The organism is Halomonas daqiaonensis (assembly GCF_900109725.1).
In the GTDB taxonomy this organism is placed as follows: Bacteria; Pseudomonadota; Gammaproteobacteria; order Pseudomonadales; family Halomonadaceae; genus Halomonas; species Halomonas daqiaonensis.
The window spans coordinates 48,036-67,289 of the sequence record NZ_FOBC01000003.1 but is presented as its reverse complement, the minus strand read 5'-3'; the positions used below and the strand labels follow the sequence as shown (position 1 = coordinate 67,289).

The window sequence follows — 19,254 nt, the reverse complement described above, 5'->3', positions numbered from 1 at the left end:
CTCACATCAGCACGATGTCGTACTGCTCCTGGGAGTAATGGGCCTCCACCTGGAAACGGATCGGCTTGCCGATGAACTCCTCCAGGTCAGCCACCGCGGCGGACTCCTCGTCGAGCAGGCGATCCACTACCGCCTGGGAGGCCAGCACGGCATAGGTCTCGGCGCTGTAGGCCCGATCCTCGCGCAGGATCTCCCGGAATATCTCGTAGCAGACCGACTCCGGGGTCTTGAGGGTGCCGCGGCCCACGCAGGTCGGACAGGCCTCGCACAGCGTCTGTTCCAGGCTCTCCCGGGTGCGCTTGCGGGTCAGCTGCACCAGGCCCAGCTCGGTGACCCCGGTGCACTTGGTCTTGGCATGATCGCGCTCCAGCGACTTCTCGAGCATGCGCAGTACCTGGCGCTGGTGCTCGGGGTCGTCCATGTCGATGAAGTCGATGATGATAATGCCACCCAGGTTGCGCAGCCGCAGCTGGCGGGCGATAGCAGTGGCAGCCTCGAGGTTGGTCTTGAAGATCGTCTCCTCGAGGTTGCGATGGCCCACGTAGCCGCCGGTGTTGACGTCGATGGTGGTCATCGCCTCGGTGGGATCGATGACCAGGTAGCCCCCGGACTTGAGCTGTACCTTGCGCCCCAGTGCCTTCTGGATCTCGTCCTCGACGCTGAACAGATCGAAGATCGGCCGCTCCCCGGCATAGTGCTCGATGCGCTCTACCGCCGCGGGCATGAACTCCTGGGCAAATTCGATCAGCCTGCCGTAGTTCTCGCGGGAGTCGATACGCACCTTCTCGATATCGTCACGCATCACGTCACGCAGGGTGCGCATGAACAGTGGGAGGTCATCGTAGATCACGCTGGGGGCCACTGCCGTCACCCTGCGCTCGCTGACGCGCCGCCACAGACGCAGCAGGAAATGCATGTCGGCGGCGAGTTCCTCGATACCCACGGCCTCGGCGGCGGTGCGCACGATGAAGCCGCCAGTCACCTCCAGCTGCTGCTCGACACCGGCCGCCTCGATCAGGCCGCGCAGGCGCTCGCGCTCCATCTCGTCCTCGATGCGCTGGGAGACACCATGGTGGGGGGAGTCGGGCATGTAGACCAGGTAGCGAGAGGGCACAGAGAGATGGGTGGTCAACCGCGCCCCCTTGGAGCCGATCGGGTCCTTGGTCACCTGCACCACCAGCGACTGGCCCTCATGGAGCAGTTGAGCGATGGAGACCTGCTCCTCGGCCGGGGTCCCGGGGGGCATCACCTCGTGGGCGTGAATGAAGGCGGCTCGGTCCAGGCCGATGTCGACGAAGGCAGCCTGCATGCCCGGCAGCACGCGAACCACCTTGCCCTTGTAGATGTTGCCGACGATGCCACGACGTCGAGCCCGTTCGATGAAGGCCTCCTGCAGCACGCCGTTTTCCACCACGGCGACACGGGTCTCCATCGGCGTCAGGTTGATGAGTACTTCACCGCTCATGCGGAAATCCTTGTCCAAAAAAAGTCTGCCGCCATTATGACATAGGCTCGATCGGGAGCGCCCCGTTCCAGACCGGCACGCCCTGTCGGGCCAACAGGTCAGCGGTCTCGTAAAGTGGCAGTCCCACCACCGCCGAGTGACTCCCTTCGATATGCTCGACAAACACCGCCGCCAGGCCTTGGATGGCATAGCCACCGGCCTTGTCCGACGGCTCGCCGGTGGCCCAGTAGGCGGCAAGCTCGGCATCGGTGATCTGACGCATGAAGACGCGAGTGGTCACGCAGCCCGTCTGTAGCCCAGCGGGGCCAGTTACCGCCACCCCGGTAACTACCTGATGCTCGCGTCCTGCCAGCGAGCGCAACATGGCCCCGGCATGCTCGCGATCCACGGGCTTGCCAAGGATCTCGCCATCGCACACCACGGCGGTATCCGACCCCAGGGCGGGGAGCACTGACAGGCGGGCACCGGCCAGCGCCTTCTCGCGGGCCAGGCGGACCACGTAGTCGTCAGCCGCCTCGCCGGACCGCGGTGTCTCGTCGATATCCACGGGGTGCACCTCCACCGTCACGCCGATCGAGGCAAGCAGGTCGCGGCGGCGCGGTGAGGCCGAGGCCAGGCACAGCACGGGGGCGGGGGTCATGTGACGGCTCCAGAGGCGGGTGGTACGTGGATCAGTCGCGAGCGAAGCGGCGCCCCAACGCCTCGAACAGGGTGGTGAGCCAGGGCCAGAGCACGCCCCCGATCAGCGCGGAGAGCAGGAAGGAGAGGTGCATCGAGAAGGGCCCGAAGAGCGCCCTGAGCCACTGCTCGGCCAGTTGGACCATGCCCAGCAGCACGAAGATAAGCACCGCCTGCTGGACCAGCGAATAGGCCCTGAAGCGCGAGTAGACCATGGCACAGAGGAAGGCCAGCAGCGACAGCAGCAGGGCATTCTGCCCCAGCGGCGCGCCCTCGATGAGATCCAGCAGCAGGCCGAGCACGAAGCCGTGGAAGACGCCGACCCTGAACGGCTCGCGCATGCACCAGTAGATCAGCATCAGGCCCAGCCAGTCGGGCCGCCACACCTGCCAGCCATCAGCCAGCGGCATCACCTGCAGGCACAGGGCCAGCAGCAGCGTGATCCAGATCCACAGCAGGTTGGCGGGCGGGGATGTCGCCATCAGCGCGCCTCCTCGTCGGCTGGCGCCGTGCCAATATGACGGGCGGCCTCGAGGGCCGGGGCAGCCAGTTCGCCTTCGGGAGGCGCGGCGGGGGGAGCGGGCGGAAACAGCAGCAGGAAATGTCGGGAGCGCTGAAGCTGCGCCACCGGCGCGGCGGTGACCCGGGCAAAGGGCTGACCCGGATCATGGACCACTGCCGTGACCCGGGCTACCGGATAGCCCGGCGGGAAACGCCCGCCCAGCCCCGAGGTGGTCAGCAGATCACCCTTGCGGATGTCGGCCGTATCGGGCACATGCCGGACGTTGAGGGCCTCGTAGCTGCCCGCCCCCTGAACGACGAAACGCAGCCCGTTGCGATTGACCTGCACCGGCAGGGCATGACTCGCATCGGCCAGCAACAGCACGCGGCTGGAATAGGCCGAGGTGGCGGTGATCTGGCCGACAAGCCCTGCGGCATCCAGTACCGGCTGGCCGACGTAGACACCATCGCGGCGGCCGCGGTCGATCACCATCTGATGGGTGAAGGGATCGGGGTCGAGCGACAGCAGTTCAGCGGTGATATAGCGCATCTCGCGCTGAGGGGTCGCCGCAAGCAGCTCGCGCAACCGCACGTTCTCGGCGGTCAGGCTGGCCATGCGCTGCACCCGGTGCGACAGCGTGAGGATCTGCTCGCGAAGGCGGCGGTTCTCGTCCAGCAGTGCACGCTGGTCGGAAAGTGCCAGCGAGGCCCAGTTGAGGACATCGCTGGGCAGGCTGACCAGCCACTGGATGGGCGCAACAAGCGTGGAGAGTTGGGCCCGCACGGGCTCCATTCGACTGAAGCGCGTATCGGCGAACATCAGTGCCGAGGCCAGGATAACGCACAGCAGCATGCGATAGCCCGGCAGCGGTCCATGCGAGAACAGCGGCTTGATAGGGCGTCCCCCCGAGTCAGTCGCTGGACAGCAACTCGAAGGTATGCTGGTCGATCATCTCAAGGGCCTTGCCGCCACCCCGAGCCACACAGGTCAGCGGGTCCTCGGCGACGATCACCGGCAAGCCGGTCTCTTCGGCGATCAGCTTGTCGAGATCGCGCAGCAGCGCTCCGCCGCCGGTCAGCACCAGGCCGCGCTCGGCGATGTCCGAGGCCAGTTCCGGCGGTGACTGCTCGAGGGCACTCTTCACCGCAGCGACGATGGAGCCCAGGGTCTCCTGGAGAGCATCGAGGATCTCGTGGGAATTGAGCGTGAAGCTGCGCGGGATCCCCTCGGCCAGGTTGCGGCCGCGCACGTCGATCTCGCGCAGCTCGCCGCCCGGATAGGCGCAGCCGATCTCTTCCTTGATGCGCTCGGCGGTGGCCTCGCCGATCAGGCTGCCATAGTGGCGGCGCACGTAGGCGGTGATCGCCTCGTCGAAGCGATCGCCGCCGACACGGATGGATTCCGAGTAAACCACGCCGTTGAGCGAGATGATGGCGATCTCGCTGGTGCCGCCGCCGATATCGACGACCATCGAGCCCTGGGCTTCCTCCACCGGCAGGCCGGCACCGATAGCGGCCGCCATCGGCTCCTCGATCAGGAACACCTCACGCGCGCCGGCGCCCTCGGCGGACTCCTTGATGGCACGGCGCTCGACCTGGGTCGACATGCAGGGCACGCAGACCAGCACACGAGGACTCGGCGTCAGGAAAGTGCTCTGGTGCACCTTGCGGATGAAGTACTGCAGCATCTGCTCGGTGACGGTGAAGTCAGCGATCACGCCGTCCTTCATCGGGCGGATGGCGGTGATGTTACCGGGAGTCCGACCCAGCATGCGCTTGGCATCGGCACCCACCGCGGCCACGCTGCGCATGTTGCCGGACTGGCGAATCGCCACGACCGACGGCTCATCGAGCACGATGCCGCGACCGCGGACATAGATCAGCGTATTGGCCGTCCCCAGGTCGATCGATAGATCGCTGGAAAACAGCCCCCTCAAGCGTTTGAACATGGAGTCGTTACCTAGTGCAGTCCGGGAACCCAGTGCGGATGCAAACGGTATCACCGCGGCCCCCCTGCATCAAGCAAAGTCCCGCGGCGCGAGGCATTTCCCGGACCTGCCAGCGAGGCGGCGGATGTGGTACCTTCTGCGGTCATTTCCCTGACCCACTCCCTGTCGAGGACATCCGATCATGGCGCTTGAACACGCAGACGTTCTCAGGGCCGCCCACCTGGCCCGGCTCGGCCTGGACGATGACGAGGCGGCCCACTATCTGGACGACCTGGGGCGCATCCTGGCAATGGTCGACCAGCTTCAGACCCTGGACACCGAGGGGGTCGCACCGCTGGCCCATCCCCTGGAGACCACCCAGCGGCTGCGTGCCGACGAGGTCACCGAGACCGACCAGCGCAGCCGCTTCCAGCGCTGTGCCCCGGCGGTGGAGCAGGGCCTCTACCTGGTCCCACGGGTCGTCGAATGATCCGTGCCATTCCCATCCGTTTCCGGCAAGCCATCACGGAGCCCAGGGCCCATGCATGACAAGACTCTGACGGAACTCGCCGCCGGCCTCGCCAGCGGCGAGTTCTCCAGCCGCGAGCTCACCCAGGCGCTGCTCGCACGCATCGACCGCTTCGACGGCGACCTCAACAGCTTTATCACCGTGACCGCCGAACAGGCCCTGGCCACTGCCGACCGGGCCGATGCCGACCGCGCTTCCGGCAACGCCGGCCCGCTGACCGGGGTGCCCCTGGCGCTCAAGGACATCTTCTGCACCGCGGGCGTCAAGACCAGTGCCGGCTCGAGGATGCTCGACAATTTCATCTCGCCCTACGACGCCACCGTGGTCGAGAAGCTCGCCGCCGCCGGAACCGTGAGCCTGGGCAAGACCAACATGGACGAGTTCGCCATGGGCTCGTCCAACGAGAACAGTTTCTACGGCCCGGTGCAGAACCCCTGGGACTCCGATGCCGTGCCGGGCGGCAGCTCCGGCGGCAGCGCTGCCGCCGTGGCCGCGGGCCTGGTGCCTGCCGCCATGGGCACCGACACCGGCGGCTCGATCCGCCAGCCGGCCGCCTTCTGTGGCATCACTGGCCTCAAGCCTACCTACGGACGGGTCTCGCGCTACGGCATCATCGCCTACGCCTCGAGCCTCGACCAGGCCGGGCCCCTGGCACGCACCGCCGAGGACTGCGCCCACCTGCTTGGCGCCATCGCCGGCCACGACCTGCGTGACTCAACCAGCGTGGCCCGCGGCGTGCCCGATTATATCCAGGAGCTCGACGCGCCCCTGGCCGGGCTGAGGATCGGCCTACCGCGGGAGTACTTCGGCGACGGCCTCGATCCCACGGTGGCAAGCGCCGTGCGCGAGGCGATCGGCGTCTTTGAGTCGCTGGGGGCCACAGTGCGCGAGATCAGTCTGCCGCACACCCACTATGCCATCCCGGCCTACTACGTCATCGCCCCGGCGGAGGCCTCATCCAACCTGGCGCGCTACGACGGGGTGCGCTTCGGCCACCGCTGCGACGCCCCAGAAGACCTGACGGATCTCTACAAGCGCTCGCGCGCTGAGGGCTTCGGCGAGGAGGTCAAGCGACGCATCCTGATGGGTACCCACACTCTCTCCGAGGGCTTCTTCGACGCCTACTACAAGAAGGCCCAGCAGGTCCGCCGACTGATCCGCCAGGATTTCCTGGATGCCTTCGACGAGGTCGACGTGCTGATGGGCCCGGCCTCGCCGACTCCGGCCTTCGACCTGGGCGCCAAGAAGGATCCGGTCTCGATGTACCTGCAGGACATCTACACCATCGCCATCAACCTGGCGGGCATCCCCGGCATCAGCGTGCCGGCCGGCTTCGCTGGAGGCCGTCCGGTGGGGCTGCAGATCCTCGGCACCCATTTCGCCGAGGCGCGGTTGCTCAATGTCGCCCACCAGTTCCAGCAGGCCACCGACTGGCACCTGCGTCGTCCCGCGCTTGCCGAGGAGACCCTCTGATGCAATGGGAAACCGTGATCGGGCTGGAGGTCCACGTCCAGCTAGCCACCAAGTCGAAGATCTTCTCCGGCGCCTCCACCGCCTTCGGCGCCGATCCCAATAGCCAGGCCTGCGCCGTCGACCTGGGGCTGCCCGGCGTGCTGCCGGTGCTCAACGAGGCCGCGGTGGCCATGGCCGTGCAGTTCGGGCTGGGGATCCACGCCGAGATCCCCGAGGTCTCGGTGTTCGACCGCAAGAACTACTTCTACCCGGACCTGCCCAAGGGCTACCAGACCAGCCAGATGTACCACCCCATCGTCGGACCCGGCGAAGTGGAGATCACCCTGGAGGATGGCGAGACCAAGCGCATCCGCGTTCATCATGCCCACCTCGAGGAAGATGCCGGCAAGTCGCTCCACGAGGATTTTCAGGGCATGACCGGCATCGATCTGAACCGTGCCGGCACCCCGCTGCTGGAGATCGTCTCAGAGCCGGACATGCGCTCGGCGAAGGAGGCCGCAGCCTACCTCAAGGCGATTCACTCCATCGTGACATATCTCGGGATTTCAGACGGCAATATGGCCGAGGGCTCGATGCGTTGCGACGTCAACGTCTCGGTCCGCCCCCGGGGTCAGGCGAGCTTCGGCACTCGCGCCGAGATCAAGAACGTCAACTCCTTCCGCTTCGTCGAGCGCGCCATCGCCTTCGAGGTGGAGCGTCAGATCGAGTTGATCGAGGACGGCGGCGAAGTCGTCCAGGAGACCCGCCTGTTCGACCCCGAGCGCGACGAGACCCGCAGCATGCGTACCAAGGAGCAGGCCAACGACTACCGCTATTTCCCCTGCCCCGACCTGCTGCCGGTGGTGCTCGACCGGGCCTATGTCGATCACCTTCGCGACAACCTGCCGGAGCTGCCCGACGAGAAGCGCGCCCGCTTCCAGAACGCGCTGGGCCTCTCCGCCTATGACGCCGGGGTGCTCTCGGCGAGCCGCGCGATGGCCGAGTACTTCGAGGCGGTCAAGGAGGTCTGCGGCGATGCCAAGCTGGCCGCCAACTGGGTACAGGGCGAGCTCTCCGGCGCCCTGAACCGCGAGGGGCTGCCAATCCAGAACAGTCCGGTCTCGGCGACCCAGCTCGGCGAGCTGGTCGCCCGGGTGAAGGATGACACCATCAACGGCAAGGCCGCCAAGGAGGTCTTCCAGGCGCTGTGGCACGGCGAGGGGGCGAACGCCGACGAGGTGATCGAGGCCAAGGGGCTCAAGCAGGTCACCGACACCGGCGCCATCGAGGCGATGATCGACCAGGTCATCGCCGACAGCCCCGCCCAGGTGGCCCAGTACCGCGACGCCGAGCCCGACAAGCGCGGCAAGATGATCGGCTACTTCGTCGGTCAGGTGATGAAGGCCTCGCGCGGCACCGCCAACCCTCAGCAGGTCAATGCCCTGCTGAAAGAGAAGCTCGACGCGCTGTGCTGATCCCGGGCTGAAGACAGGAGAACCGGATGTCGGATGATGTGGGCTCACGGCTGCGCGCCCTGCGCACCCTGAAGGGCATCTCCCAGCGCGAGCTGGCCAAGCGCTGCGGGGTCACCCACTCCAGCCTGTCGCTGATCGAGCAGGGCAAGGTGAGCCCCTCGGTCAGCTCGCTGAAGAAGATCCTCGACGCCATTCCCATGAGCGTCGGGGACTTCTTCACCATGGACCTGGAAAGCCGCAACCAGGTGTTCTACACGGCCGACGAGCTCGCCGACGTGGGCTCGGGGGATGTCATCTACAAGCTGGTGGGGGCCAACCGCGCCAGCCGCGCCCTGGCCTTCATGATCGAGACCTATCCCGCCAGGGCCGACACCGGCCGGGAAATGATCACCCACCAGGGCGAGGAGGCCGGCGTGGTGCTGGAGGGCGAGATCGAGATCACCATCGGCGCCGAGACCCGCCTGCTGGGTCCCGGCGAGGCCTACTACTTCGACACCAAGGTCCCGCACCGCTTCCGCAACCCCGGCAGCGAGCCCTGCCGCCTGGTCAGCTGCGCCACACCTGCTAGGGCGTTCTGAAACACCGCCTCAGGAGGACTTCAGCCTCTCGATCTCCTCGAGCAGTGCCTCCGCCTCCTCGGTGAGGGTGGCGTTGGCGCGCATGTCGCCATTGCGGGCGGCCAGCATGGCCTGCTCGAGCTTCTGCTCGTAGGCCTTCTGCAGCTTCTTGGTGGGGTCGCTCTTGAAGAATCCGAACATGGTCAATGCTCCTGCCAGGGAATATTCCGACAGGCTACTCGTCGCGACGACGAATATCTATGCAATAGCTATACAAAACTGATACGCCATACACAAAAGCAAAGAGGCCAGCACCATGGCGCCGACCTCGTCGTGTCTTAACTGGTTCAAGAGGCGTCAGGTCGCCAGCGATATCCAGACGCTCTTGAGGTCGGAGTATTCCTCCAGGGAGTGATGGGACTTGTCGCGGCCGTTGCCGGACTGCTTGACGCCACCGAAAGGCATGGTCTGGTCGCCGCCGGCCCAGTTGTTGACGAACACCTGGCCGGACGCCAGCCGGCGCGTGACGCGCATGATGCGGTCGATATCCTGGCTCCATAGCCCGGCGGCGAGGCCATAGTCGCTGTCGTTGGCCATGGCGATGGCCTCTTCCTCGCTGTCGAAGCCGAACACCGCGAGCACCGGACCGAAGATCTCCTCGCGGCCGATGGCCATCGCCGGGGTCACGCCGTCGAATACCGTGGGCGGGATAAACAGCCCCTTGCCGTCCAGCGCCTGTCCGCCGGAGCGCAGCTGGGCTCCCTCCTCCACCCCGCGGCGAATGTAGTCGAGGATGCGGCGATGCTGTGCCTCGTCGACGATCGCACCCATGAAGCTCTCGGGGTCAAGCGGATCGCCGGGCTGCATATTCTCGGCGGCGGCCAACACCTTTTCCACGAAGGCATCACGGATGCTGTTCTCTACCAGCAGGCGTGAACCGGCGATGCATACCTCGCCCTGGTTGTGGAAGATCGCCGCTGCCGCATGCTTGGCAACGCTATCGAGATTCTTGCAGTCGGCGAAGACGATATTCGGGCTCTTGCCGCCGCACTCCAGGTAGAGCTTCTTCAGGTTGGACTGGCCGGCATACTGCATCAGTTGCTTGCCGGTGACAGTGGAGCCGGTGAAGGAGAGACAGTCCACTTCCGTGGAGAGCGCGAGTGCCTTGCCCACGGTATGGCCGAAGCCTGGCAGCACCTGGAAGACCCCACGAGGAAGGCCCGCCTCCTTGGCCAGTTGGGCCAGGCGCAGTGCCGAGAGCGGCGATTTTTCCGAGGGCTTGAGGATGACGCTGTTGCCGGCGGCCAGCGCCGGGGCGATCTTCCAGGCTGTCATCATCAGAGGGAAGTTCCACGGCACGATGGAGGCCACCACCCCCAGCGGTTCGCGCAGCACCAGCGCCAGGGCCTCCTCGCCAGTGGGCGCCACCTCGCCGTAGAGCTTGTCGATGCACTCCGCCTGGTAGCGTATGCAACCGATGGCGCCCGCCATGTCGCCCAGCGAACTGTTTACCGGCTTGCCCATGTCCAGGGTGTCGAGTAGTGCCAACTCGTGCTTGTTGGCCTCCATCAGGTCGGCCAGGCGCAGCAACACCTTCTTGCGCTTGCCAGGGGCCAGACGCGACCAGGCGCCGCCATCGAAGGCCGCACGGGCATGGCCTACCGCCAACTCGGCGTCGGGGGCTTCACAGCTGGCAACCCGGGCCAGCAGCTCGCCGGTCGCCGGATTGAGGGTCTCGAAGGTTTCGCCGCTGGCGGCCTCGACGAAGGCATCGTCGATGAAGGCACGCGACTCGAGGCTCAGGCCGGCGGCCAGGGCCTGCCAATCGGCCAGGGTCTTGGGGGCTTCGGAACGGCTCATGCGGGTTTCTCCTCGGTAGGCGGTTCATCGGCGACCCTCGGCGCCAGGCATCGCGCGGTCTCATCCAGCGCCTCCCGAGCCAGGGACACCAGGTCGTCGATCTGTTCGTGGCTGATCACCAAAGGCGGGGAGATGATCATCGTATCACCCACCGAGCGCATCACCAGGCCACGGCGAAAGCTGATGTCGCGGCAGAGGTTACCCGCGGTCAAAGCCTCGTCGAAGCGCTCGCCGCTGGCCGGGTCGATGAGTTCCAGAGCCGCCATCAGCCCCAGCGAGCGGGCCTCACCGACGAGGGGGTGGTCGGTAAGCGTGGCCCAGCGGCGCGCAAGATAGGGCCCCAGTTCGTCGCGGACCCGTTCGACCACGCCTTCGGCCTCCATGATCTCCAGGTTACGCAGAGCCACCGCGGCACATACCGGATGACCGGAGTAGGTGAAGCCATGGAAGAATTCGCCGCCCTCCTCTATCAGGGTGTCGGCGATCCGATCGCCGACCAGCACTCCGCCGATCGGCAGGTAGCCGGACGAAAGCCCCTTGGCGATGGGCATCAGGTCGGGGGCGAGGTCATAGTGGACGCTGCCGAACCATTCACCCAGACGACCGAAGCCGCAGATCACCTCGTCCACTACCAGCAAGATGTCGTACTTGGCCAGCACCGCCTTGACCGCCGGCCAATAGCTCTCCGGCGGAATGATGGCACCGCCGGCGCCCTGCACCGGCTCGGCGATGAAGGCCGCAACCTTGTCCTCGCCGAGTTCGAGGATTCTCTCCTCGATCGCCGCCGCGCACTGGCGACCGAAGGCCTCGGGGTCCTGACGTTCTTCTCCAACCCGCCCCTCTCCAAACCAGTAGGGCTGGCGAACGTGGGTGATACCCGGCACGCGGGGGCCGCCCTGGTCGTGCATCGGTGCCATGCCGCCCAGGCTCAAGCCCGCCACCGTGGAGCCGTGGTAGCCGTTCTCGCGGCCGATCACCCACTGCTTCTCGGGCTTGCCCTTGACTACCCAGTAGCGCCGTACCATGCGTAGCACTGTGTCGTTGGCCTCGGAGCCGGAGCCGGTGAAGAAGACGTGGTTGAGGTTTGCAGGCGCCAGGGAGCAGAGCTTCGCGGCCAGCTTCACCACCGGCGGGTGCGTAGTCTTGAAGAAGGTGTTGTAGAAGGGCAGCTGGCGCATCTGTTCGGTGGCGGCTTCCACCAGCTCCTCGCGCCCGTAGCCAAGGTTGACGCACCACAGGCCCGCCATACCATCGAGAATTCGATTGCCCTCGGCATCGTAAATATAGACCCCCTCGGCGCGCTCGATGACGCGACTACCCTCCTCGCCCAATGCCTTGAAGTCGGTGAACGGGTGCAGGTGGTGGGCACGGTCCAGGGCTTGAAGCGAATGCAGCATGCTGGCTCTCCGAGTCGGACCGCTGGCCTCAGGCGTCGACGGCTTGTGGCGAGACACGCGCGCCACGATAGGCCTCACTGGCCGTGGCGAACGCTCGGAACAGGGCGTCATGGAGCGGATGCTCGCGGGGCTTCCACTCGGGGTGCCACTGCACCGCCAAAGCGAAGCCAGGAGCACCGGCCACCGAGATCGCCTCGATCTGGCCGTCCGGGGCTGCGGCCTCGGCGATGAGCCCCAGCCCCAACTCGGCGATGCCCTGCTGGTGCAGGGAGTTTACTCGTGAGGCCGGTTCAGGATAGAGCGCAGCCAGCTGTCCGCCCGGCACGATGGCGATGTCATGGGCCGGGGCATATTTCATCTCGCGATCGCCCTCTGGCTCGCGGTGGTCGAACCGACCGGGCACCTGCTGCAAGGCCTGGTGGAGGGTGCCGCCGAAGGCCACGTTGAGCTCCTGGAAGCCGCGACAGATGCCCAGCAACGGCAAGCCCAGGTCCAGGGCGGCGGGAATCCAGCGCAGGACCGCGGCATCGCGATGGATGTCGTCCCGGGTGTTCTCCGGTGCACGCTCGGCACCGTAACGCTGCGGCTCGACATTGCTGTAGCTGCCGGTGAGCAGCAGGCCATCGAGAGAGGCCAGCAGGGCGCTCTCCACCTCACCTTCCCACACCGGCAGGATCACCGGCGCCAGGCCATAGTCGCGCAAGGCGGAGAGGTACTTGTCGGTGACCATGTGCGCGGGGTGACCTTCCACCTCACGGCGGCAGGCGATCACGCCTACCAAGGGTCGAGTGCGCATGGCGGTCTCCTCGAAACACGTGTGATGGCTGTCATGCTTTCCTCAACATAACGCCGTTGATTAACCTTGCCAACCCCTGATCCTGCTACGCCAGGGCCGATTACCGACAACCCTTTGTCGTTAATACAATTGACGGATATAAAGAAGGTACAGCGGCCATCTAATTTTGCCGCCACGCGTAAAAGATTTGACAACATAGACCCGTGATTCAAAGATGACAGCCATCGAACGATGACCTACAGACGACAGGTGGCCCATGCCTTCCTTGCCAGCCGATGAGGCCCGAGACTTTCTCGACCGCCATCCCGACGTCGACAGTATCGACCTGCTGATCAGCGACCTGAACGGCGTGCTGCGCGGCAAGCGCATTCCCCGCGACAACCTCGAGAAGGCCTTCAGCGATGGGGTCAATCTACCCGCCTCGGTATTCGCCCTGGACATCCTGGGCAATACCATCGAGGCCACGGGCCTGGGCCTCTCGAGCGGCGATAGCGACCGAGTCTGCTATCCAGTGGCTGGCACTCTGATGCCAAGCCCCTGGCTGCGCGACGCCCGCCAGGCGCAACTACTGATGACCATGAGCGAAGCCGACGGGTCGCCCTTCTTCGCCGATCCCCGCCAGGTGCTCGACCGAGTGCTTGAGGGCTTCCGCCGCGCCGGGCTTACGCCGGTAGTGGCCGTGGAGGTGGAGTTCAGTCTGGTCGATCGCACCCGGGACGCCCTGGGCATGATCCAACCCCCCTGCTCGCCGGCTACCGGCGAGCGGGCCGCCCAGAGCCAGCTGTACTCGATCAACGAGCTCGACGAGTACGCCGACCTGCTGGAGGAGATCCATGCCGCCGCCCGGACCCAGCAGCTGCCGCTGGACACTGCCCTCAAGGAGTGCGCCCCGGGACAGTTCGAGATCAACCTGGTTCACTGCGATGACGCCCTGGCGGCCTGCGACAGCGCAGTGCTGCTCAAGCGCCTGATCAAGGGCGTGGCCCTGCACCACGGTTTCGAAGCCACCTTCATGGCCAAGCCCTATGGCCAGGAGGCCGGCAACGGCACCCATGTGCATATCAGCCTTCTCGACGAGGCTGGAAACAACGTCTTCGCGGCCGAGGACAGCGACCCGCTCGGCACGCCGCTGTTACATCACGCCGTGGCGGGGCTGCTCGAACTGATGCCGGCTTCCATGGCGCTCTTCGCCCCCAACCTCAACTCCTTCCGCCGCTTCCAGGCTGGGCTCTATGTGCCCATGGCTCCGACCTGGGGGTATGACAACCGCTCGGTGGCGTTGCGTATCCCCTCCGGACCCAATGCAGCAAGGCGCATCGAACACCGCGTGGCCGGTGCCGACGTCAACCCCTACCTGCTGCTGGCTACCCTACTCGGCGCTATCGACCATGGGCTTCAACGGCGCCTGACACCGCCGCTGTCCATCACCGGCAACGCCTATGAGCAGGCCGCGCCCAGCCTGACCAACAGCTGGCGCCAGGCCCTGGACCTGCTGGAGCAGAGCGCGCCCCTGGCAGAGGCGCTGGGTGAAAACTTCCTCGCGGTTTACCTGGCCAATCGCCGGGCCGAGCGCGACCAGGCCATTCAGGCGGTAAGCAAGCTCGAGTACGACTGGTATTTGCGCCACGTCTGAGCGGCCCTCGCCCTCGACAACGACAGCACCCCGGCCATTACTGGCCGGGGTGCTGTCGTTGGTAACGAACGTTGATGACGAATCGGGTGCTCGTTCAGCCCCCCTGCGAAGAGGCGGCATGCCACTGCGGGCGCCCCTCCTCGAGCAACACCCGGTCGCCCTGGGGCGGGCTGTCCAGACGGCTGGTCTCGAGCGTCTCGCCGTGGCGCCAGGTGACCTCATAGCCCTCGGTCTCCTGATGGGTGTCGACTACGGTACGGCACTCCTCGCGAGTGGTGGTCACTGGCTGGGACTGTGCCGCCTGGGCATGCTGGCGTGCCTCCACGCGTTCCTGTACCTCACGGCCAGCCAGGCCGCCGCCGATGGCACCGGCCAAGGTGGCGATCTTCTTGCCGCTACCACCGCCGACCTGGTTGCCGAGCAGGCCGCCGACGATGGCACCGGCGGCGGTACCCACCACGCGGTGGGGATCACGGCTGGCACCCTGCCCGGACGGTGCCTCCGGCTGCGACTGCACGACCACCTGCTCGCAGACCTCGCGGGGAGTCTCCACCGTACGCGTCAGGGTCTCGACATTGGTGATCTCGGCGTACTCGGGGCCGCGCTGTTGGTCCTGGAGCTGGAACGCGCCGAAGGCCAGTCCGCCAAGCCCCAGTACGGCCAAGGTAGAACCTACCACGATCGACTTGCTCATCTGTCACCTCCTGAAGGGCGTGGAACGCCAGAGCCCCAGTATACGCCTACGAATCCTGCCGCGATGGCGAGGGAGAAGGCTTGCACATTCTCTCCCTAGCTGTTGCCTGAAGGAGACAGCGAAGGTGACATGGGGCGGGTGCTAATCGCCTGACAGGCCGTCACGCGGATCGATATCTATGACGAGGGCAACACCGTCGGAGGTTACTGACTTTCAAACTCCGAGCTTGTCGCGGGTCTGGTAGTACCAGGCGCCGATGGCCGAGAGCGGCACGCGCAGCAGGCGGCCGCCGGGGAACGGCGGATGGGGCAGGCCGGCAAAGGCATCGAAGCGTTCCTCGCGGCCCGTCATCACCTCGGCAATCAGCCGTCCGGCCAGGTGGGTGCAGGTAACGCCATGCCCCGAGTAGCCCTGGGCATAGTAGACGTTGTCGTTGACCACCCCGAACTGTGGCAGGCGGTTGAGCGTCATCAGGAAGGTGCCGCTCCAGGCGTAGTCCACCTTGACGTCGGCAAGTGAGGGAAAGGTCGTGAGCATCTTGGGACGAATGACGCTCTCGATATCACTCGGGTCATCACCGCCGTAGTTGACCCCGCCGCCATAGAGCAGCCGGTTGTCACGGGTCAGACGATAGTAGTCGAGCAGGTAGTTGCAGTCCTCCACCGCCAGACCATTGGGAATCAGGGCCCGGGCGCGCGCCTCGCCCAGCGGCTCGGTGGTGATGATCTGGGTGCCGCAGGGCATTGACCGGCTCTCGATCTCGGGCAGCACGCCCTTGAGGTAGGCATTGCCGGCCATCACCACCCGCTCGGCCCTCACGCTGCCGCCGGCGGTGTGCACTATCACCGGCTCGCCGTGTTCCAGGCCGGTCACCGGCGACGTTTCGAAGATACGGCCGCCTAGCGACTCGAAAGCCGCCGCCTGGCCCAGCACCAGATTGAGTGGATGCAGGTGGCCGCCACCGTGGTCCACCAGGGCGCCGGTGTAGCGCTCGGAGTCGACCTCGCGCTTCACCGCCCCTCCTTCCAGCAGTTCTAGTTCCCGATAGCCGTAGTGCTCCCAGAGCGACTTGTGCTCGCGAAGCGCCTGCATCTGCTTGTCGTTGCAGGCGGCGAAGAGGTTGCCGTCCTTGAGGTCGCAGTCGATGGCGTAGCGCTCGACCCGCTCACGGATGATGCGATTGCCCTCGAAGGCCATGTCGCCGAGGGCTCGGGCAGTATCCAGGCCGTACTTTTTCTCGATGACATCCATGTCGCGGCTGTAGCTGTTGACGATCTGGCCGCCGTTGCGACCCGAGGCGCCATAGCCGACCCTCACCGCCTCCAGCACCACCACCGAGAAACCGCGCTCGGCAAGGTGCAGGGCGGCGGAGATACCGGTAAATCCCGCCCCCACCACGCAAACGTCACAACTGACCTCGCCCTCCAGGGCGGGGCGCTCGGGCGCGGCATTGGCGGTGTCGGCATACCAGGACGCAGCGTGATCGCGCTCGAAAGAGACAGACATGACACCCCCCTTGATGACAATTTTATTCGACACTCACACCCATGCTATGCGCGATTTATGCGAAATGGCAATAAATACGACATGGAATAATTGCCAACGACAATAGCCGGAGGGGATTCCTCCGGCTATTGTCATCTGCCTGGATAATGGAATCAGCGGCTGCGTGCCTCGCTCCACAGTTCCTGGAGCAGCTCGAGCTCCTGGCCGCTCACCGAGGGGGTGAAATGCAGCCGCTGGCGAGCCTCTTCGTCAGGCATCACCTGGGGCTCACGCAGGGCATCATCGACCAGAGGCAGGGCCGCTTCGTTGGGTGTCGTGTAGAAATTGTAGTTGGCCAGCTGCGCCGCCACCTCGGGCCGTAGCAGGTACTCGATGAAGGCCCTGGCGGCATCAGGGCTGGGGGCACGCGCGGGAATCGCCAGCACGTCCACCCAACGCTGGGACCCCTCCTCGGGGATGAAGAAGCCCAGCTTGCCATAGGTCTCGGGGTCTTCGGCGCGCTTACCGGCCAGGTCGCCGTTATAGGCGATGCCGGCATGAATCACCCCGCTGGCGACCTGCTCGATGGCGGCCGTGGCGTCGACGAAGCCAACGAAATTGTCACGGCCGCGGGTCTCGATGACCAGCCTGGCCGCGTCGACCCAAGGCTCCTGCCCCACGCAATCGAAGCCGGCACCCTGGAAGGCGCAGGCGGTGCCGAAGGTGAACTGGGCATCACCCTTGAGCAGGGCAAAGGGATAGTCGTCGTTGACCTCGGGGTCGTAGAGCAAACCCCAGCTGGGTTCGGGTTCCGGCCAGGTCTCGCGGTTGTAGATTACGCCGGTCACGCCCCACAGGTAGGGCACCGTATAAGTCCCATCGGTGTCGTAACTCGGTGCGCGAAACTCATCGAGGATATTGTCATGCCCCTCTAGCCCCTCGCCCTCTGCGGCCAGTGGTTGGATCAGGCCGGCATCGATCAAGCGTGGCACGAAGTAATCCGAGGGTACGATCAGGTCATACTGGGCATCGCCCCCGGCGGTGAGCTTGGAGAAGAGCTCGGCGTTCGAATTGTAGTAGTTCTGCACCACCTCGATGCCCGTCTCCGTCTCGAAGGCGTCGATGATGGCCGGGTCCATGTAGTCCGACCAGTTGAACAGGTTGAGCTGCCCCTCCTGGGCTGTCACGGTCATGCTCGCGCCCATCAGCCCCAGCGCTGCCAGCCGTGCCAGGCGACTCCGCACCACGTTTTTCTGTTTCATGCCACGCTTCCTCGTCGATAGCTGCAAGGGAGGCCCTTGCGATGGACTTGCCTTCTGTTTGTCGCTGTCGCGTCCCTTGCTGCCGATATTCACAGGCTCTGCGCGTTAGCCCAGTGAGCCTGGACCTACACTCTCAACAACAGATGCTCCCGCTCCCAGGAGCTGATGACCTGGAAGTAGGCGCGATGCTCGGCACGCTTGACCGCCAGGTAGCTGTGGGTAAAGCGCTCGCCGAGGATATCGGCCAGGGGCTGGCAGTCGTGCAGCAGGTCTAGCGCCGGTCCGATGTCGTCGGGGAGCTTGTTGCCACCGGACCAGGCGGAGCCCGTCACCGGCGGGCGGGGTTCGAGGCGTTCCAGCAGGCCCAGGTAGCCGCAGGCCAGCGACGCCGCCATCACCAGATAGGGATTGGCGTCGGCACCTGCCAGGCGGTTCTCGACGCGCGTCGCCTCGGGGCCGGAGACCGGCACGCGCAGTCCCACGGTGCGGTTGTCCATGCCCCACTCGACGTTGATCGGGGCCGAGCCGCTGGTCTCGGTGCGCATCAGCCGTCGGTAGGAGTTGACGTTGGGAGCCAGCAGCGGCATCACTGAGGGCAGGTAGCGCTGCAGGCCGCCGATGAAATGGTGGAACAGCTTGCTCGGCTGACCTTCCGCGTCGGCGAAGACGTTGTGTCCATCCTTGGCATCGAGCAGGCTCTGATGGATATGCATGGAGCTGCCCGGCTCATTGGCCATGGGCTTGGCCATGAAGGTGGCATACATGCCGTGGCGCAGCGCCGTCTCGCGCAGGGTGCGCTTGAACATCACCACCTGGTCGGCCAGCGCCAGGGGGTCGCCATGCTGGAAGTTGACCTCCATCTGGCCCGCCCCCTCCTCGTGGATCAGGGTATCGAGGTCGAGGTTCATGGCCTCGCAGTAGTCGTACATCTCCTCGAACAGCGGGTCGAACTCGTTGACCGCATCGATGGAGAACGACTGGCGGCTGCTCTCCTGGCGACCGGTGCGTCCGATCGGCGGCTCCAGCGGGTAGTCGGAATCGGTATTGGTCTTGACCAGGTAGAACTCCACCTCCGGAGCGATCACCGGCGTCCAGCCTCGGGCGGCATAGAGCTCCAGCACACGCTTGAGCACATAACGCGGCGCCAGCTCCACCGGTTCGCCGGTCAGGTAGAAACAGTCATGGATGATCTGTGCCGTGGGATCCTCGGCCCAGGGCACCAGGTAGATAGCATTTGCGTCGGGCACCAGCTCCATGTCTCGTTCGGCGGGATTCCAGAAGCGGATGTCCTCATCGTCCGGATAGCCGCCGGTGACGGTCTGGATGAAGATCGAGTCGGGCAGGCGTGGACGCCCGCCGTTGAGGTACTTGCCGGCGGGCATGATCTTGCCCTTGAGGATACCGGTCAGGTCGCTGACCAGGCACTCCACCTCGGTGATGCCGTAATTCTGGAACCAGTCGTTGAGGAGCGGCTGTTCCTGTCGGTTACTCATGGGAATTTCCTTGCCGGGAATGGCGGACCCCCGGCACGATGCCGGGGGT

The 19,254-nt window shown here is 65.6% G+C and carries 18 protein-coding genes; 5 read left to right on the top strand and 13 right to left on the bottom strand.

The window, feature by feature from the left end; translation table 11 throughout:
* Position 1 precedes the first annotated feature (1 nt).
* From rng to BMY30_RS02965, 5 genes are read right to left on the bottom strand one after another with little or no spacing between them, the layout of a single operon-like run.
* On the bottom strand, positions 2-1,465 hold the full coding sequence (gene rng, locus BMY30_RS02985) for a ribonuclease G (RefSeq protein WP_089710456.1): 1,464 nt from the start codon (positions 1,463-1,465) through the stop codon (positions 2-4).
* 34 nt (positions 1,466-1,499) lie between these two features.
* On the bottom strand, positions 1,500-2,105 hold the full coding sequence (locus BMY30_RS02980; RefSeq protein WP_089710455.1) for a Maf family protein: 606 nt from the start codon (positions 2,103-2,105) through the stop codon (positions 1,500-1,502).
* A 31-nt stretch (positions 2,106-2,136) separates the two neighbouring features.
* The gene (gene mreD, locus BMY30_RS02975; protein WP_089710453.1) at positions 2,137-2,625 is read right to left on the bottom strand and encodes a rod shape-determining protein MreD; all 489 of its coding nucleotides are present in this window, start codon (positions 2,623-2,625) and stop codon (positions 2,137-2,139) included.
* Entirely contained in the window at positions 2,625-3,497 is an 873-nt protein-coding gene (gene mreC, locus BMY30_RS02970; protein ID WP_089710451.1) for a rod shape-determining protein MreC, read from the bottom strand. The genes mreD and mreC overlap by 1 nt, the downstream gene beginning before the upstream one ends.
* Before the next feature lie 58 nt (positions 3,498-3,555).
* Positions 3,556-4,593, bottom strand: a complete 1,038-nt coding sequence (locus BMY30_RS02965; RefSeq protein WP_040187615.1) for a rod shape-determining protein — start codon at positions 4,591-4,593, stop codon at positions 3,556-3,558.
* A gap of 181 nt (positions 4,594-4,774) precedes the next feature.
* Here BMY30_RS02965 and gatC point away from each other — a divergent pair, with 181 nt between their 5' ends.
* Genes gatC through BMY30_RS02945 form a run of 4 tightly spaced genes read left to right on the top strand, consistent with a single transcriptional unit; the run spans position 4,775 to position 8,606 of the window.
* A complete protein-coding gene (gene gatC / locus BMY30_RS02960; RefSeq protein ID WP_089710449.1) occupies positions 4,775-5,062 on the top strand; it encodes an Asp-tRNA(Asn)/Glu-tRNA(Gln) amidotransferase subunit GatC in 288 nt (95 codons plus the stop codon).
* Between the two features lie 51 nt (positions 5,063-5,113).
* On the top strand, positions 5,114-6,574 hold the full coding sequence (gatA, locus tag BMY30_RS02955; protein WP_089710447.1) for an Asp-tRNA(Asn)/Glu-tRNA(Gln) amidotransferase subunit GatA: 1,461 nt from the start codon (positions 5,114-5,116) through the stop codon (positions 6,572-6,574).
* Positions 6,574-8,028 (top strand): Asp-tRNA(Asn)/Glu-tRNA(Gln) amidotransferase subunit GatB, encoded by a 1,455-nt coding sequence (gene gatB / locus BMY30_RS02950; protein WP_089710445.1) that lies wholly within the window; start codon positions 6,574-6,576, stop codon positions 8,026-8,028. The genes gatA and gatB overlap by 1 nt, the downstream gene beginning before the upstream one ends.
* Positions 8,029-8,054: 26 nt before the next feature.
* Positions 8,055-8,606 (top strand): cupin domain-containing protein, encoded by a 552-nt coding sequence (locus BMY30_RS02945; RefSeq protein ID WP_089710443.1) that lies wholly within the window; start codon positions 8,055-8,057, stop codon positions 8,604-8,606.
* A 9-nt stretch (positions 8,607-8,615) separates the two neighbouring features.
* On the opposite strand, the gene BMY30_RS17520 is transcribed toward BMY30_RS02945, so the two are convergent.
* The 4 genes from BMY30_RS17520 to BMY30_RS02930 form a co-directional block, all read right to left on the bottom strand.
* Positions 8,616-8,786 carry a DUF6435 family protein gene (locus BMY30_RS17520; protein WP_139195462.1) on the bottom strand — a complete coding sequence of 57 codons (171 nt, stop codon included), beginning with the start codon at positions 8,784-8,786 and terminating at the stop codon, positions 8,616-8,618.
* Positions 8,787-8,942: 156 nt separating this feature from the next.
* Positions 8,943-10,445, bottom strand: a complete 1,503-nt coding sequence (locus tag BMY30_RS02940) for an aldehyde dehydrogenase (protein WP_089710441.1) — start codon at positions 10,443-10,445, stop codon at positions 8,943-8,945.
* On the bottom strand, positions 10,442-11,842 hold the full coding sequence (locus BMY30_RS02935; RefSeq protein WP_089710438.1) for an aspartate aminotransferase family protein: 1,401 nt from the start codon (positions 11,840-11,842) through the stop codon (positions 10,442-10,444). The genes BMY30_RS02940 and BMY30_RS02935 overlap by 4 nt, the downstream gene beginning before the upstream one ends.
* Before the next feature lie 28 nt (positions 11,843-11,870).
* Positions 11,871-12,638: a gamma-glutamyl-gamma-aminobutyrate hydrolase family protein gene (locus BMY30_RS02930; protein WP_089710437.1), complete on the bottom strand. Its 768-nt coding sequence runs from the start codon at positions 12,636-12,638 to the stop codon at positions 11,871-11,873.
* A gap of 256 nt (positions 12,639-12,894) precedes the next feature.
* Between BMY30_RS02930 and BMY30_RS02925 the strand changes: the two genes are divergently transcribed.
* Positions 12,895-14,271, top strand: coding sequence for a glutamine synthetase family protein (locus BMY30_RS02925; RefSeq protein ID WP_089710435.1), 1,377 nt, complete (start codon positions 12,895-12,897; stop codon positions 14,269-14,271).
* A 94-nt stretch (positions 14,272-14,365) separates the two neighbouring features.
* On the opposite strand, the gene BMY30_RS02920 is transcribed toward BMY30_RS02925, so the two are convergent.
* The 4 genes from BMY30_RS02920 to BMY30_RS02905 all read right to left on the bottom strand — a co-directional run bounded on the left by BMY30_RS02920 (position 14,366) and on the right by BMY30_RS02905 (position 19,205).
* A complete protein-coding gene (locus BMY30_RS02920) occupies positions 14,366-14,965 on the bottom strand; it encodes a glycine zipper 2TM domain-containing protein (RefSeq protein ID WP_089710433.1) in 600 nt (199 codons plus the stop codon).
* A 213-nt stretch (positions 14,966-15,178) separates the two neighbouring features.
* Complete coding sequence (locus BMY30_RS02915) at positions 15,179-16,471, bottom strand: NAD(P)/FAD-dependent oxidoreductase (protein ID WP_089710431.1); 1,293 nt, start codon at positions 16,469-16,471, stop codon at positions 15,179-15,181.
* 152 nt (positions 16,472-16,623) lie between these two features.
* The gene (locus BMY30_RS02910) at positions 16,624-17,712 is read right to left on the bottom strand and encodes an ABC transporter substrate-binding protein (RefSeq protein WP_170840057.1); all 1,089 of its coding nucleotides are present in this window, start codon (positions 17,710-17,712) and stop codon (positions 16,624-16,626) included.
* A 125-nt stretch (positions 17,713-17,837) separates the two neighbouring features.
* Positions 17,838-19,205, bottom strand: coding sequence for a glutamine synthetase family protein (locus tag BMY30_RS02905; protein WP_089710429.1), 1,368 nt, complete (start codon positions 19,203-19,205; stop codon positions 17,838-17,840).
* Positions 19,206-19,254: the final 49 nt, after the last annotated feature.

Bases quoted from the DNA above. Each gene is read 5' to 3' on its own strand.
- rng (WP_089710456.1), bottom strand. From the start codon at position 1,465: ATGAGCGGTGAAGTACTCATCAACCTGACGCCGATGGAGACCCGTGTC.
- BMY30_RS02980 (WP_089710455.1), bottom strand. From the start codon at position 2,105: ATGACCCCCGCCCCCGTGCTGTGCCTGGCCTCGGCCTCACCGCGCCGC.
- mreD (WP_089710453.1), bottom strand. From the start codon at position 2,625: ATGGCGACATCCCCGCCCGCCAACCTGCTGTGGATCTGGATCACGCTG.
- mreC (WP_089710451.1), bottom strand. From the start codon at position 3,497: ATGCTGCTGTGCGTTATCCTGGCCTCGGCACTGATGTTCGCCGATACG.
- BMY30_RS02965 (WP_040187615.1), bottom strand. From the start codon at position 4,593: ATGTTCAAACGCTTGAGGGGGCTGTTTTCCAGCGATCTATCGATCGAC.
- gatC (WP_089710449.1), top strand. From the start codon at position 4,775: ATGGCGCTTGAACACGCAGACGTTCTCAGGGCCGCCCACCTGGCCCGG.
- gatA (WP_089710447.1), top strand. From the start codon at position 5,114: ATGCATGACAAGACTCTGACGGAACTCGCCGCCGGCCTCGCCAGCGGC.
- gatB (WP_089710445.1), top strand. From the start codon at position 6,574: ATGCAATGGGAAACCGTGATCGGGCTGGAGGTCCACGTCCAGCTAGCC.
- BMY30_RS02945 (WP_089710443.1), top strand. From the start codon at position 8,055: ATGTCGGATGATGTGGGCTCACGGCTGCGCGCCCTGCGCACCCTGAAG.
- BMY30_RS17520 (WP_139195462.1), bottom strand. From the start codon at position 8,786: ATGTTCGGATTCTTCAAGAGCGACCCCACCAAGAAGCTGCAGAAGGCC.
- BMY30_RS02940 (WP_089710441.1), bottom strand. From the start codon at position 10,445: ATGAGCCGTTCCGAAGCCCCCAAGACCCTGGCCGATTGGCAGGCCCTG.
- BMY30_RS02935 (WP_089710438.1), bottom strand. From the start codon at position 11,842: ATGCTGCATTCGCTTCAAGCCCTGGACCGTGCCCACCACCTGCACCCG.
- BMY30_RS02930 (WP_089710437.1), bottom strand. From the start codon at position 12,638: ATGCGCACTCGACCCTTGGTAGGCGTGATCGCCTGCCGCCGTGAGGTG.
- BMY30_RS02925 (WP_089710435.1), top strand. From the start codon at position 12,895: ATGCCTTCCTTGCCAGCCGATGAGGCCCGAGACTTTCTCGACCGCCAT.
- BMY30_RS02920 (WP_089710433.1), bottom strand. From the start codon at position 14,965: ATGAGCAAGTCGATCGTGGTAGGTTCTACCTTGGCCGTACTGGGGCTT.
- BMY30_RS02915 (WP_089710431.1), bottom strand. From the start codon at position 16,471: ATGTCTGTCTCTTTCGAGCGCGATCACGCTGCGTCCTGGTATGCCGAC.
- BMY30_RS02910 (WP_170840057.1), bottom strand. From the start codon at position 17,712: ATGAAACAGAAAAACGTGGTGCGGAGTCGCCTGGCACGGCTGGCAGCG.
- BMY30_RS02905 (WP_089710429.1), bottom strand. From the start codon at position 19,205: ATGAGTAACCGACAGGAACAGCCGCTCCTCAACGACTGGTTCCAGAAT.